Raw genomic sequence first — 14,420 nt, 5'->3', positions numbered from 1 at the left:
ATGGTCGGGGAATCCGGAAGCTCTGTCACCGGTCGCGTCCGGCGGTGATACCCATTCGTGTGAGCATCGCCTGTGGGTCGGCCGGCGGCGCGAGATCGAGGAGCTGGTGCGCACGCCGATGTACTGCGGCGATGCACAGGTCGTCATCCGAGTGGATCCAGAACTCGCCGCGCGCGATCTGCTCGACCATGTGCTCGGCGGCGACGAGCGGATCGAGCCCTTTCTCGACGTTGTCGCGTTGCATGGCCGCGAACACCGCGTTCGCCGTCGGGTTGTCCGTGGGTGCCTCACGCTGCGCCGACAGGAAGATCTCGCTCCGGATCGAATGCGGGATCACGGCACTCACCTGGATCGGTGCACCGACGATGGCCAGGTCCTGGTGCAGACACTCCGTCATCGCGAGCACCGCATGCTTGCTCACGATGTACGGGGATTGCACCGCAACGGCATTCAGTCCACCGACAGACGACAGATTGGCGATGCACGACGGAGTTCCCGCTGCGATCATCCGCGGGACGAACGATCGCAGGCAATAGAAGACACCGTCGACGTTGATCTGCATCAGCCGTTGCCACCGCTCGCGGTCGATCTCCCACAGCAGGCCGGCCGACTCGACGCCGGCATTGTTCACCAGGAGTTCGACGCTGCCGTGACGCTCGAAGACCTCGCTCGCCATCGCCTCGACGGCGTCGGGGTCGGCGACGTCGACGGCATACGGTTCCGCCTTGCCCCCTGCGGCGACGATCTCGTCGACGACCTTCGCCGCTCGACCGCCGTCGATATCCGAGACGACGACCGTCATCCCCAGTGACGAGAGATGCCGTGCCAGACCTTCACCGATGCCGGCGGCGGCGCCGGTCACCACGGCCACGCCCCGGGAGAACCGTTCCCGCGCACTGCTCGTCTGCATGCTCACGCCCTCAGTCCGTCGTCGGCGATGTTGGGATTGCACCAGGCAGGCGGCTCGCGACGAGGAAGTTCGTCCTTGCCGTCGAGACTCTTCACCGGGATCCCCTGAGACCACGGGAAATGCAGACTGAAGCCCACCAGACCGGTACGTTCGGCGGCGGGCAAGGTGCACATCTCCAGGACGGTCTGCGCCAGGTATTCCGGTGGTTCCGTCTCGTACCCCTCGGGCAGCAGTGCGGCAGCGCCCGGGGTCATGATCGCCGTGGACGGCCCGACCGCATTGACGGCGATGTTGTCGTCGACGAGTTCCGCGGCGAGGCCTTGGGTGAACCGGTGCAGAGCAGCTTTCGCCGACGCATAGATCACGTCACCGGAGGTCTTGTTGTACTCGCGGAACGGGCGGATCGGGCTCATACCGGTGGACGAGCCGATGTTGACGATCCACCCCGCACCGGACTTGCGCATGTGAGGGATGGCGGCCTGCGAGAGGAGGAAGGGAACCTTCAGGTAGTGCTCCAGAGTCCTGTCGAACGTTTCTTCGCTCATCTTCTCGATCGACGAGTAGTCGGCGAATCCCGCATTGTTGACCAGGATGTCGAGCCCTCCGACGGCGTCCGCCGCTGCGTCGATCAGTCCCGCGCGCTGGTCGCGGTCCTCGAGATCCGCCGCGATCGGCACTGCGCGACCACCTGCCTGTTCGATCAGCTGCACCGTCTCGTCCAGAGTGCCCTCGAGTACGTGCTCCTGCCCGTCCCGGAGCGATCGGGACGGGGACATGGAACGAGCCGTGACCACTACGGTGGCACCTTCGGATGCGAGACGTCGCGCGATCGCCCGGCCGATCCCCCGGCTGCTTCCGGTCACGAGAGCGGTACGTCCGGTCAGTCGTTGTGTCATGTCGGTTCCTGCTGCCTGTTCGTCTGTGTGCTCGGACTTCTCGTCGAACCACTCCGAAGCTATGCCGCAGCCCGTACGGGCGGACCGTTCCCTCCCGTTGTGCGGGAGGTCACTCCGACTACTTCCCCGATCTGCGGAACCGGAGCAGATAGGACGGAAGCCCGCGAATCGGAACCGACCGGGGCCAGTCGTCGGCACGGAAGTACGCGTCGGAACCACCATCGACGAACACCACGCTGCCGCACAGGAAATCCGCAGCGTCCGACAGCATGAAGACCGCCCATGCAGCAAGCTGCCCGGCATCACCGAAGCCACCGACCGGTACGGGGAACGAGCGGATCGCCTTCGCTTCGGAAGGAGTGGACAACTGCTTCTCCAGCAGCGGTGTCATGATCGCTCCCGGCGCCAGAGCGTTCAGCCGGATACCGGCACCCGCCCACTCCGGCTGCACGGCGGTGCGGCGAACCCATCTGCTGACGGCGATCTTCGACGCCGCGTAGATGATTGCAGGCGCGACCTTGCCGAACAGCCGGACCGATCGCACCGCCTTGTCCGCGTCCCCTCGCAGAAACGCCTTGACCGTCCGACCCGGTACAGCGGGCGTGGTGGTCGTCGAATTGCTCGAGAACACAACCACCCTGGCGTTGCCCGCTGCTTCGAGGGCCGCACGCCAACCCATCAGGAGGTCGACGACCCCGAAGTAGTTGACCTCCGCGATGAGCCGGGGGCGTTCCGGGCCGGGCGCCGGCCCGAGTCCCGCAGCGAGCACGGCGCCGTCCAGCCGGCCCTCGGCGGCCTCGAGCACCTTCTCGACGGCGCCCTTCCTGCCCTGCGGTGTCGACAGGTCCGCGACAACCTCCGCCTCTCCGATATCGACACCGATGACGGTGTGCCCGGCGGCGCGAAGTTGTTCTGCGACGGCGCGCCCCATGCCCGATGCAGATCCTGTCACCACATAGACGCCCACGTCGTCTCCTTCGTTCTCACGCACCGTTTCTCGGTGAAAGATATTTGACAGAGTAGGACAAAAATGGTGTTCTCGGAATGTGCGTCAGGAATCCTCCGATCCGCCGAAAGCATCCACCGAATCGGCGGGTGGACGCAGGCGTGGCCGACCATCGGTCATCGATACCGAAGCGATCGCCGAGGCTGCTTTCCGTCTCTGGTCCCGACAGGGATATGCCGACACCAGCTGGAACGACCTCGCCGAAGCGACCGGGATCAGTGCCCGCACCCTCATCAGGCACTTCTCCGTCAAGTCCGCGATCGCCTGGATCGGTGTGGTCCCCGCGACCGAACGTCTGCGCGCATCTCTCTCCGTCGCACCCGAGACCGCTCCACTGACCGATGCCGTACGCACGGCGATCGTCGAATCGATCTCGCACCGTCCGCACATCCAGCGCGTCGGACGCGATTGGCTCCGTCTCATCGCGGGCACACCCGAACTCGCCGCGATGTCGTCGGAGGCGTACCGGCCGTGGATCACCGAACTGGCCGATTACATCGGCCGACGCGTCCCCGAAGTCCCGGCAGCGATCGCGCGCGCGTTGGCGACCGCATACCAGGCCGCGGCGTTCGCGGCGTTGACGGAGTGGGCGGAAGAGGGTGCCCACGGGGATCCTGCCGACGCCGTCGACGCGATGCTGCGCTGGATGGACATCGTCCCCCGCTCCTCTGCACGTCCCGCCTGAATCAGCACTCTCCGCCTGGAAGTCCTCTCACAGCCCGAGAATACGGAGATCACCATGACGACAGTCGACCCCGAATCTGCTACCGCGCCCACGGTCGATCCGCTGGCGCCTGCGCGCCTCGGACCGATCACACTGCGCAACAGAATCATCAAGTCCGCAACCTTCGAGGGCGCCAGCCCGAACGCCCTGGTCAGCGACCGTCTCGTCGACTTCCATGTCAGGGTCGGTGAAGGAGGCGTCGGGATGACCACCGTTGCCTACCTGGCGGTGGCACCCGAAGGACGCACCGAGAAGGATCAGATCTACTGGCGTCCGGAGGCCCTCGACGGTCTTCGACGGCTCACCGATGCCGTGCACGCCACCGGTGCGAAGGTGTCCGCCCAGATCGGCCATGCCGGCCCCGTGGCCAACTCGCGATCGAACGGTCTCCCCTCGCTGGCGCCCTCCGCGCGCCCGAATCCCCTGTCGATGAGCATCGACCGGAAGGCGAGCGAGGACGACATCCGACGGATCATCGCCGCGCACGGTGAAGCGACACGATACGCCCGGGAAGTCGGATTCGACGCGGTCGAGGTCCACCTCGGACACAATTACCTCGCCAGTTCGTTCCTGAGCCCGAAGGTGAACCGCCGCAAGGATCGCTGGGGCGGCTCCCTGGCCAACCGTGCCGAGTTCGCCCGCCGCATCCTCGCCGCCGTTGCGGAGGCAGCGGACGGTGAGATCGCTGTGCTGGCCAAGATGAACATGGCCGACGGAGTGTCCGGGGGATTCTGGCTGGACGAGTCCCTGCCGTTCGCGAAGATGCTCGAATCGGACGGTCACCTCGACGCACTCGAACTCACCGGCGGTTCGTCGCTGCTCAATCCCATGTATCTGTTCCGCGGCGACGTACCGCTACGCGAGATGGCCGAGACACAGATTCCGATCCTGCAACTCGGGATGAAGATGTTCGGCAACTTCGTCTTCCAGCATTATCCGTACGAACCGCTGTACTTCCTCGAGTACGCCCGTCAGTTCCGCGACGAACTCGACCTGCCGCTCGTGCTGCTCGGCGGCATCACCGATCTCGACGGAATGCAGGTCGCGATGCGCGAGGGTTTCGAGTTCGTCGCGATGGCCCGAGCACTGCTGCGCGAGCCCGATCTGATCGCGCAGATCCAGCGGGACAGGGACACCCGGTCGCTGTGTATCCACTGCAATCGCTGCGCGGCCAGCATCTTCACGGGAACGCGGTGCCCGCTGGTCGTCGAATCCCTCTCCTGACAGCAGCAGACGGGCCCCGCAGCACGGTTCTGCTGCGGGGCCCGTCGTCGCTCTCAGTGCAATCGGGGCAGCTTCTGCCCGACAGGCAGTTCGATGTGCGATTCGGTCAGCACGCGCTGCGCGACCGCACGGTCGATGCTGTCGCGCAGCGCGCTGCACTCCCGGCCGTGGTCACCGGGAACCGAACCGTTCCGTGAGATGAGCGGGCACTCCGAGGTATCGGATTCCCACTGGATCGAGGTGTGGGCAGGGCTGAACTTCTCGACGAGCACACCGACTCCGCACTTCTCGCACGACAGTGCCTGCATCGTCATGCCGAAGTTCCCTCTACTCCCGTGAGCGCCGGGTCGATGAACTCGAAGTGGTCGGGATGCGGTTCGCGGAGCAGGGTCCAGTAGTCGACGAGCCGCCACGGGCACGGTACGACGGCGCGTCCTTCGCTGTTCCGGTAGTAGCCGTTGGTCTCGGCACCGGGATGCACCCACACGGTCTTGTCCAGCGCCTCGTCCACCCTGCGGTTGTACTCGTCGAGCACATCCTGCCGCACATCCATCGCGTCGTGCCCGTTCTCCACGAGGTACTGCAGACACTCGACGATGTAGTGGACGTGCTCCTCGCTGAGGATGTTGTGGCCGGCACCGTGGTTGGGCGCGGAGTTCGGACCCGCGGTGACGAAGAGGTTCGGGAAACCGGACACCTGGATGCCCAGATACGCCCGCGGGTCGTCACCGCCCTTCCACTGCTCGGCGAGGGTGCGTCCTCCTGTCCCCACGATGTCGATCGAGGTCGTGAACTCCAGCTTGAAACCCGTTGCGAGAACGATGACATCGGCGGGTACGAACTCGCCCTCGGTCGTGACCACGCCTTCCGGTGTCACCTCCCGGAACGACGCGCGGTGCAAGGTCACGTGATCACGGGTGAGCGCCGCGTAGAAGCCCGGATCCTTGACGATCCGCTTGCTGTAGGGACGGAAGTCGGGTGTCAGTTTCTCGACGAGATCCGGACGGTCGGGGAAGTTGGCGTGCAGGTGGTTCAGTGCCGTCTGCAGCACCATCTCGTTCGCCGGTGAGGCCGAGAAGTGCGTCTTCGCCCATTCGGGGTCGATGCGCGGCATCACGTAGAGGTTGTCCGATGCGAACCAGTACGAGCGCAATCGGAACCACTCGTGGTATCGAGGAAGATGCGCCAACGCCCATTTCTCGCCGTCCGGAACCTGGTTCACGACAGCCTTCTCCGGGACGATCCAGTGCGGCGACCTGACGACGACGTCAAGTGCCTCCACCTGATCGACGATGCTCGCGACCACCTGGACGGACGTGCATCCCGTACCCAGAACGACGACGCGTTTACCGGTGAGGTCGAGGTTGTCGTCCCATTCGGCGGTGTGCACGATGGTGCCGCCGAAGGTGTCCATCCCCTCGACATCCGGAATGTTCGGCGCGTTGAGCATCCCGAGCGCTGTCACGACGGCCTTGGCGCGGTGCACCTCGCGGGTTCCGTCGACGGATTCGACGGCCACCTCCCATACGTGCTGATCGTCGAGCCACCGCGCGGACTGCACCCGTGTACGGAAGGAGATGTTCTCCGCGATTCCGTAGGTGTCGACGACCCCCTTCAGGTACTTCTGGTATTCGGTACCCGTCGGGTAGTACTTGGACCATCCCGGATTGAGTTCGAACGAATACGAGTAGTAGTGGCTGGGTGTATCGACGGCAGCACCGGGATAGGTGTTGCGCGACCAGGTTCCGCCGATCTCGTCACGGGCTTCGAACACGCGGTAGGTGAAACCTGCCTCGCCGAGCTTGATCGCGGCATTGATGCCGACGATCCCGGCACCTATCACGATCACGGAGAATTCCGGCGTCGGTTTCCGTGTGACCGGGACGCAGCGTTCGGAAAGGACGAAACCCGCTTGTTCGCGGAGAATCGGAACGAACTCCTCGTCGACGCGCTCCGAGGTCGCGACCGTCGCCATGCGGAGGAACAGCTCCGGCTCGGGTACACCCAGCCGGTCCTCGGCATCCGGCGTGAGCAGTTCGTGGGCACGCGCCCGGATATCTGCGACCACGTCGTCCGGGTACTGCCCCGGCGGCGGCGTCGGACGCGTCCCGGTGCGGTAGTGGTTTCCCGGCTCGCCGATCGTCAGGCGTGGCGCGAACTCGTCGAGCAGAGTGGTGTCGCCGGTGGCGTGGACCAGGGACATGAGAAGCGGTGCCGGGTCGCATACGTCGATGGCGGCATGCAGCCGGCCTTCGCGGTCCTCCACGTCCTCGGCACCCGAGCCGAGGGAGATCGTCTCGGTCATCATCAGCCCTTCTTCGACGCGAGTTCGGTGGGTGTCCCGATCGCCGCTCGCCGGACGATCTCGAATCCCTTGTAACCGGCTGCCGCGATCTCGGCACAGATGTTGCCGTAGTTCGCGAATCCGCCGATGTACGGCATGAACACCCGTGGTTTGCCGGGAATGTTGGCGCCCATGTACCAGGAGTTCGCCGAGGGGAACAGGGTGCCGGCGGCCTTCTCGTTGCACTCGGCGACCCATTCCTCGACGGCCCGTTCGGTCGGTTCGATCGAGGCGGCATCGTGCTCGTCGAGATGGTCGAGGCAGTCGGAGATCCAGTCCACCTGTTGCTCCGCCATGAGCACCATGTTCGCCAGCACACTCGGGCTGCCCGCACCCACCATGAAGAACATGTTGGGGAACCCGTGGGACGCGAGCCCCAGATAGGTTCGCGGTCCTGCGGACCACTCCTCACGGAGGGTGCGTCCGCCGCGGCCTCGGATGTCGATCCGGGCCAGCGCACCCGTCATCGCATCGAATCCGGTCGCGAAGACGATCATGTCCAGCGCATGGTGATCCTCGCTCGTGCGCACGCCGCTCTCGGTGATCTCGACGATCGGAGTGGTGCGCAGGTTCACCAGGGTCACGTTGTCGCGGTTGAACGTCTCGAAGTACCCGTCGTCGGTGACGATGCGCTTCGTGCCGATGGGGTGGTCGTTCGGGATCAACTGGTTCGCGATCTCCGGGTCCTCGACCATCTCCCGGATCTTCGCCTCGACGTATTCGCGGGCCGTGTCGTTCGCCCGGCGGTCCATCATCTGATCGGGGAACGCCTTCGCGAAGAGGTAACCTCCACGCTGCCACCACTCGTCGTACACCCTGCGACGCTCGGCCTCGTCGACCTCCATCGCGCCCTTCGGGTACGGGGTGAACGGTGTGCCTCCGCCGCTCATCCGTGCCAGTCGCCGACGCTCCGGATATGTCGCCTTGACTTCGGCGATCTGCTCGGCGGTCAGCGGCCGGTTGCCGGCCGGGATCGAGTAGTTGGGGGTCCGCTGGAATACGAAGACGTGGTCCGCTTCCTTCGCGATCACAGGAATCGACTGGATGCCCGACGATCCCGTTCCGATCACGCCGACGCGCTTACCGGTGAATTCGACGGGCTCGTGGGGCCATTCACCGGTGTGGTAGGACTCGCCCGCGAACGTGTCGCAACCGGGAATGTCGGGTCGGTTCGTCGCCGACAGCACCCCGGTGGCCATGATGCAGAATCGCGCCCTGACCGATCGACCGGTGTCGGTGGTGACGGTCCACAGCGCAGACTCCTCGTCGTACACGGTCGACACCACCCGGGTGAGGAACTCGAAGGCGCTTCGCAGGTCGTGCCGGTCCGCCACGTGTTCGAGATACGCCAGGATCTCCTCCTGCGTGGCGAACCGCTCGGTCCACGTCCATTCCTGCTGCAGTTCCTCGTCGAAGGAGTACGAGTAGTCGATACTCTCGACATCGCAGCGGGCACCCGGATAGCGGTTGTGGAACCAGGTTCCTCCCACTCCTGCAGCGGATTCGAAACCGTGGACGGTCATCCCGCGCTTCCGGAGCTTGTACACGGCGTACAGCCCGGATATGCCCGCGCCGATCACGACCGCGTCCACATCGCTCGAGGTGGTCACGGGAATCATTCGGTCGCCTCCTGCAACTGCTTGGCCCACAGCCATTCGTGACCCCAGTAGCTGTCGGCGGTGATCTCCTCGGCCGTGTAATAGGTCTCGTCGACGAGCATGCCCTCGGTGCCGTATTCGATGTCCCATCCGCCGGGGACCTGGACGTAGAAGGACACCATCTTGTCGTTGGTGTGGCGACCCAGCGTGGACGACACCGGGAAGTCCCGGGCGGTCACCTGATCGAGGGCACGGCCGACTGCATCGAGCGAATCGACCTCCACCATCACGTGGACGAGGCCCGGGTCCCGATCCTCGGGGCTGGGCATGAGGGCCAGACTGTGATGGCGCTGGTTGACACCGAGGAACCGGATCCGCATCGGGTCCATACCGGGAGGAGTCGGCAACCGGAACGCCCCTCGCGGAAGGAATTCGAGCACGTCCACGTAGAAATGGAACGATTCGTCGAAGGCGGTGGTGGGCATGACGACGTGCCCGAGGCCCTGTGGTCCCGTCACGAACTTCTGTCCGTAGCGTGTGACGACGGGACTGTGGTCGAGAGCCGGCCCGAAGAAGAATTCGAGCGGGGTGCCACCCGGATCCTTCATGATCAGGCCACCTTCGACGCGCCGCCGCTCGCACATCTCGAAGGGCATGGCCTCGAATTCGTATCCCGCGGTGGTCAGTCGGTCCGCGAGGGCCCGGAGGGCGGTACCGTCCCTGACTTCCCAGCCGACCGCGGTCACGCGGTCGGTGTCGCCCGGTTCGACGGTGATCCGAGCCGGACGTTCGTCCATGCGGAAGTGCAGTGCGTCGTCCTCCGGACCGGTGCCCGGCGCGAAGCCGAGCACATCGAACCCGAGCTCGCGCCAACGCGCCATGTCGGTGGCCTGGACGCGAACGTAGCCGAGGCTCTTGATCTCAGTCACAGAATTCCTTTCGAGTGCGCAAGGGGTGTCAGATCATCACGCGGAGGGGTCCGTCCGGAACGTCGATTCCGAGGGAGGCCATGGCCGACGCGTGATAGGTGGTGCTGGTGACGTGGATGGCGTGGTGCAGGCCGGCGTGCGCATCCCGCCAGAAGCGCTGCAAGGGGTTGTCGACGCGGAGGGCGTTTCCGCCGCACCGGTCGAAGACTTCGTCTGCGGCGCGGACGGCACGCCATGCCGAGCGCACCTGGTTGCGGCGCGACGTCGCCCGGGTCTCGAAGTCGACCTCCTTGCCGGCATCGACGAGATCCCAGATCCGATCGACGTTCGCCAGGAGTTGCTGCCGGGCCGCGTCGATCTCGGCAGCGGCCTCGCCGAGGGCGTGCAGGACGTACGGATCGTCCTTGATGGCAGTCCCTGCCGCACCCACGCGCCCGCGCTGATAGTCGACACCCGCCGCGAGTACGCCCTCGCAGATCCCGATGGTGGCGGAGGTGATACCGAGCGGGAACATCGTCGACCACGGCATCCGGTAGAGGGTCTCGGTGACGCCGTACTCCTTGGCCGCGGTCCCGTCGATCACCGCTCCGCCGTTCATCACCCGGTACTCGGGAACGAACGCGTCCTTGACGACGATGTCCTTGCTGCCGGTACCGCGCAGACCGACGACATCCCAGGAATCGTCGATGATCTCGTAGTCGGAACGCGGAAGGATCACGTGCAGGCCGACGGGGGGCATGACCGGTGCGCCGTCCTCACCACCCACCAACGCGCCGAGGAAGATCCACTCGCAGTGATCGGTTCCCGACGAGAACTGCCACCGCCCGTTCAACCTGTACCCGCCGTCGACGGGAACCGCGACGCCCCCGGGCATGTACGGGGACGCCTGCCAGGTATCGGAATTCGTGCCCAGCACTTCGTCCTGCACCTTGGGATCGGCGAAAGCGAGCTGCCACGGATGGACGCCGACGATCCCGCCGACCCATCCCGCGGAACCGTAGATGCTCGCCGTCTTCATCACCGTCTCGGCGAACTCCCGAGGATGTGCTTCGTACCCGTTGTACTTCTTCCGCTGCAGCAACCGGATGATCCCGGACTGCCGGAGACCGGCGGCCATGTCGTCCGTCAGCCGACCGAGCCGGTCGGAATCGTCGGCCCCCGCCCGGATCTCGTCGGCCATCGCGACGATGTTGTCGAGCACTTCGTAACTCATGGTTTCTCCAGGAGGTATGTGATGATGCGGAATTGCGGGGTCAGGATCCCGATTCGGCGGAGGCCGCCTCACGAGCCCGGGTGAGGTTCGGGGCGAAGGCACTACGTCCGGCAGCGACGTTCTCGTCGACTTCGGCCTGCCAGCTCGTCAGGGCGCGCGTGGTGTCGATCTCGTACTCGAACCGGTTGACCATCTCGGGTCGGATGTCCTCGACGTCGACGTAGAACTGTTCGTACCACCGCCGCAGTTGGTAGACGGGACCGTCCTCCTCGCACAGCAGGGGATTGTCGATCCGCGACTTGTTCTTCCAGATCTCGACGTCCTGCTCGAATCCGATCGCGACGCCCTGGGCGACGGCCTGGGCGATCTGTTCTGCCTGCTCCGGGGGCACTCCCTCGGGCCTTTCCACCATCACGCCGTACTGCAGGCGGAAGGAGGTGGGAGAGATGGGGTAGTGGCAGTTGATCAGGTAGATGTTCGGCGGCGACTCGGGATCACGGCCGGCGCTCCACAGCTTGTCGATCATGTACGAGGGACCGTAATACGTTGCATCGGATCTGCTCTCGGCACTGTAATTGGTGGTCTGGCTGACGCCTACGGCGTCCGCCCGGGGCAGCGACCACATGACCTGGGTGGCGGTATGACCTTCGAACACGTTTCGGAAGTAGGTCGGCATTCCGTAGTGGACGTAGAAGAAGTGCGCCATGTCGACGACGTTGTCCACGATCTCGCGACAGTGGGATCCGGTCACCTCGATCGAGTTCCACACCCAGTCGGTCCACCCGGGATCGCCGTAGGTGGGAACCTCCGGAACGGCGAGCTCCGCCGGCGGCTTGCTGCCCTGCGGGTCGTGCCACACGAAGAGCTGACCGCTCACCTCCGCCACCGGCCACGTCCGCGTGCGGGCGAGCGGTGGAACACGACGCGCATAGGGGATCTCGGCGCACTTCCCGTCACCGCGCCAGCGCCAGTCGTGGAACGGACAGGCGATGGTGTTGCCCTTCACGGATCCCTGCGCCAGATTTCCACCCATGTGCCTGCAGTAGGCGTCCAGAACGTTGAGCTTTCCGTCCTCACCGGCGAACACCACGAGCGAGGTCCCGAACGCGTCGACCTGATGGGGCTTGCCGTCCGCGAAATCGCGTACGAGCCCCAAGCAGTGCCATCCTCGCGCGTAGCGCTCCGGCGGCGTGCCTACATCGATGGTTCGGACCTGATCTTCGGTGTCTGCGGAACCCACGATGCCTCCTGATCGACTGATCGCGACGACTCGCCCGTCGCACCAGGGACCAGGATCGAGAACCCGGACGTCGATGTGATGTCCGTCTCCCGAAGAGCGGGAGGGCAGTTTCGGTCACAGGGATCTACCTGGCACGGTCGGTTCCATGGTTGCCGTACGTGGCGCTTCGCGGATATGGTGACGCCCATCACACCTGGGGGGTGTTCAGGAGGAGAATGTGAGTACGTCACGCACCGATGGTCTGCCCGTGTCCGTCGTGGACCGGATTTCCCTGGTCCTGGAGGCCTTGAGCACGGGCCCGATGACGCTGGCCAAGGTCACGGCCCGCACCGGGCTCCCCCGCTCGTCGGCGCACCGCCTTCTGGAACAACTCGCCAACGCGGGCTGGTTGGCGAGGTCACCCGAGCAGACGTACGAGTTCGGGGTGAAGGCGTACGAATTGGGTCAGGCCGCGCTCAATCAGAACCGGCTCCTGCATCATGCGCGTCCCCTGATGCATGCCTTCGCGCATCGCTCGGGGTTCACGGTGCAATTGGGGGTTGTGGACCGCGGCGACACCGTCTACCTGGCCAAGGTGAACGGACGCACATCGGGCTCGACCCCGACGGCCGTCGGCCAACGCGTGCCGGCCCACTCGACCGCCCTCGGCAAGGTCATCATGGCGTACTCGGCGGTCTCGTCGCAGCACCGTCCGGACCGTGACCGGATTGCCTCCGGGACAGCACCTTCCGCACGGAGCCGCTTCGAGGACGAGCTGGCTCAGGTGCGTGATCGTGGAGCCGCGTTCGACCGTGCCGAGGCATTCCCCGGCATAGCCTGTGTCGGGGTGTCGATCGGTCCGCCCGATCACATGTACGGGAATCTCGCCGGGCTGTCCGTGTGCGCCCCCGTCAGCGTGCTGGATCACCACAAGATGATCGGGCCGCTACGCGTTCTGGCCGGTGACATCTGGCAGCGCTGTGTCGCGTCGGATCTTTCGACGCACTAGCCGACGGCGGTGGGCGCGGAACACATGTGTTCCGCGCCCACCGCTGTGATGTCGAGAGTATGGCGAGGGCCGAGGGTACGGATCAGCCTCGCTGCACGAACTCCACGAGATAGCCGTCCGGGTCGCGAACCGTGCCGATCACCATCCCGTAGGCCTCGAGTTCCGTTGCCGGTGCCTCCTCGACGCCACCGTGCCTACATGCGGTGGACATCCTCCCCTCGACGTCGTCGGTGTTCAGCACGATCTTGACGAACATGTTGCCGTGTTCGTGTGGGGTCTCCCCCTCGATGCCGGTCGGCACGACGAGTTCGAGGCCCGCGGCACCGGCCCGGACGATCGACGCGCGGAATGTCGGTGTGTCCAGATCCTTGTCGTGCGCGAATCCGCATCCCCGGGTGTAGAACTCGGCAGATCTTCCCAGGTCGGCGACTCTCAGCGCAGTGAGCGAGAGCAACGTCGGCGTACCCGTCTCCTGCACGGTCATCGCGTCTGGGACCCACCGTTGAAGTCCAGTGTCTGACCGGTGATTCCGCCCGCCTCGTTCGAGGCCAGGTAGGCGCAGAACGCACCGACCTCGATGGGATCGCCCAGGCGGCCGATCGGGATCGTCCGGAGGATCTGCTCGATCATCTCCGGACTCATCTTCTCCTCGAGGTTCTTCTGATGCCCCAGTGCCACGATGTTCGCCGTCACGCCGTACTGCCCGGTCTCGGCCGCCAGGTGCCGGATGAACCCTTCGATTCCGCTCTTACCCGTTGCGTACATCGATTGATTGATGTTCTGACCCGTGCGTGCAGAACCCGACGAGATCTGGACGACCCGTCCCCAGCCGGCCTCGCACATCCCGTCGAGGGCGACCTTGATGCAGTTCATCGCGCCGTAGATGTTGAGATCGATCGGAGCGCGCCATTCCTCGGGCGACAACTCGCGGAACGGTTTGATGACGCGTCCTTCCGCGATGCCCGCATTGTTGACGACGATGTCGACGTGTCCGCCGAGTGTCTCCTCCGCCGCCCGTACGCATTCGAGCGTGGCGTCGTAGTCGGTGACGTCGAAGGCCGATGCGACCGCCGTGTTCCCCTCCTCGACGATCGCCGCGGCGACCTTCTCGGCGCGGTCCGGGAACAGATCGTTGACGATGACCGAGGCCCCCTGCCGCGCAAGGACCTTCGCGATTCCCTCACCGACACTCTGACCGGCACCGCTGACGAGCGCGATGCGTCCGGCAAGACTGAACACAGGTACTCCTTCCCGTCGAACATGATTCGACGAATCGTGATGTGAGCCAGTGCACAACAGAGAACCATTTATTGTCAACAGATATTGGATCCAATAATCGCTACGCATC

Annotated in this window: 14 protein-coding genes; 3 read left to right on the top strand and 11 right to left on the bottom strand. The window is 65.1% G+C overall.

Annotation, left to right across the window (positions count from 1 at the left end; genetic code table 11):
* Positions 1-25 precede the first annotated feature (25 nt).
* The 3 genes from B9C99_RS18575 to B9C99_RS18565 all read right to left on the bottom strand — a co-directional run bounded on the left by B9C99_RS18575 (position 26) and on the right by B9C99_RS18565 (position 2,773).
* Positions 26-910, bottom strand: a complete 885-nt coding sequence (locus B9C99_RS18575) for an SDR family NAD(P)-dependent oxidoreductase (RefSeq protein ID WP_088898888.1) — start codon at positions 908-910, stop codon at positions 26-28.
* A 2-nt stretch (positions 911-912) separates the two neighbouring features.
* On the bottom strand, positions 913-1,806 hold the full coding sequence (locus B9C99_RS18570; RefSeq protein ID WP_016692886.1) for an SDR family NAD(P)-dependent oxidoreductase: 894 nt from the start codon (positions 1,804-1,806) through the stop codon (positions 913-915).
* 118 nt (positions 1,807-1,924) lie between these two features.
* Complete coding sequence (locus B9C99_RS18565) at positions 1,925-2,773, bottom strand: SDR family oxidoreductase (protein ID WP_088898906.1); 849 nt, start codon at positions 2,771-2,773, stop codon at positions 1,925-1,927.
* A 79-nt stretch (positions 2,774-2,852) separates the two neighbouring features.
* Here B9C99_RS18565 and B9C99_RS18560 point away from each other — a divergent pair, with 79 nt between their 5' ends.
* Both B9C99_RS18560 and B9C99_RS18555 read left to right on the top strand, forming a co-directional pair.
* On the top strand, positions 2,853-3,497 hold the full coding sequence (locus B9C99_RS18560) for a TetR/AcrR family transcriptional regulator (protein ID WP_088898887.1): 645 nt from the start codon (positions 2,853-2,855) through the stop codon (positions 3,495-3,497).
* 54 nt (positions 3,498-3,551) lie between these two features.
* Positions 3,552-4,760, top strand: coding sequence for an NADH:flavin oxidoreductase (locus B9C99_RS18555; RefSeq protein WP_088898886.1), 1,209 nt, complete (start codon positions 3,552-3,554; stop codon positions 4,758-4,760).
* A 53-nt stretch (positions 4,761-4,813) separates the two neighbouring features.
* Here B9C99_RS18555 and B9C99_RS18550 read toward each other — a convergent pair whose 3' ends face one another.
* Genes B9C99_RS18550 through B9C99_RS18525 form a run of 6 tightly spaced genes read right to left on the bottom strand, consistent with a single transcriptional unit; the run spans position 4,814 to position 12,087 of the window.
* Positions 4,814-5,074, bottom strand: a complete 261-nt coding sequence (locus B9C99_RS18550) for a hypothetical protein (protein WP_088898885.1) — start codon at positions 5,072-5,074, stop codon at positions 4,814-4,816.
* Positions 5,071-7,065, bottom strand: a complete 1,995-nt coding sequence (locus B9C99_RS18545) for an NAD(P)/FAD-dependent oxidoreductase (protein ID WP_172415003.1) — start codon at positions 7,063-7,065, stop codon at positions 5,071-5,073. The genes B9C99_RS18550 and B9C99_RS18545 overlap by 4 nt, the downstream gene beginning before the upstream one ends.
* Before the next feature lie 2 nt (positions 7,066-7,067).
* Positions 7,068-8,723, bottom strand: a complete 1,656-nt coding sequence (locus tag B9C99_RS18540; protein WP_088898883.1) for an NAD(P)/FAD-dependent oxidoreductase — start codon at positions 8,721-8,723, stop codon at positions 7,068-7,070.
* On the bottom strand, positions 8,720-9,631 hold the full coding sequence (locus B9C99_RS18535) for a VOC family protein (protein ID WP_088898882.1): 912 nt from the start codon (positions 9,629-9,631) through the stop codon (positions 8,720-8,722). The genes B9C99_RS18540 and B9C99_RS18535 overlap by 4 nt, the downstream gene beginning before the upstream one ends.
* A gap of 28 nt (positions 9,632-9,659) precedes the next feature.
* Complete coding sequence (locus B9C99_RS18530) at positions 9,660-10,844, bottom strand: acyl-CoA dehydrogenase family protein (RefSeq protein WP_088898881.1); 1,185 nt, start codon at positions 10,842-10,844, stop codon at positions 9,660-9,662.
* Positions 10,845-10,884: 40 nt separating this feature from the next.
* A complete protein-coding gene (locus B9C99_RS18525) occupies positions 10,885-12,087 on the bottom strand; it encodes a Rieske 2Fe-2S domain-containing protein (RefSeq protein WP_088898880.1) in 1,203 nt (400 codons plus the stop codon).
* Positions 12,088-12,301: 214 nt separating this feature from the next.
* On the opposite strand from B9C99_RS18525, the gene B9C99_RS18520 reads away from it, so the two are divergent.
* The gene (locus tag B9C99_RS18520; RefSeq protein ID WP_253250125.1) at positions 12,302-13,072 is read left to right on the top strand and encodes an IclR family transcriptional regulator; all 771 of its coding nucleotides are present in this window, start codon (positions 12,302-12,304) and stop codon (positions 13,070-13,072) included.
* Between the two features lie 82 nt (positions 13,073-13,154).
* Here the strand turns inward: B9C99_RS18520 and B9C99_RS18515 are convergent, their stop codons facing one another.
* Both B9C99_RS18515 and B9C99_RS18510 read right to left on the bottom strand, forming a co-directional pair.
* Complete coding sequence (locus tag B9C99_RS18515; RefSeq protein ID WP_088898878.1) at positions 13,155-13,556, bottom strand: VOC family protein; 402 nt, start codon at positions 13,554-13,556, stop codon at positions 13,155-13,157.
* Positions 13,553-14,311, bottom strand: a complete 759-nt coding sequence (locus B9C99_RS18510) for an SDR family NAD(P)-dependent oxidoreductase (protein ID WP_016695990.1) — start codon at positions 14,309-14,311, stop codon at positions 13,553-13,555. Before B9C99_RS18510 ends, B9C99_RS18515 begins: the two co-directional genes overlap by 4 nt.
* Positions 14,312-14,420 lie beyond the last annotated feature (109 nt).

The sequence above is a fragment of the Rhodococcus sp. BUPNP1 genome (assembly GCF_002215235.1).
GTDB lineage: Bacteria > Actinomycetota > Actinomycetes > Mycobacteriales > Mycobacteriaceae > Rhodococcus.
The sequence above is the reverse complement of the archived record's forward strand: the minus strand, read 5'-3'. Positions and strand labels throughout refer to the sequence as shown.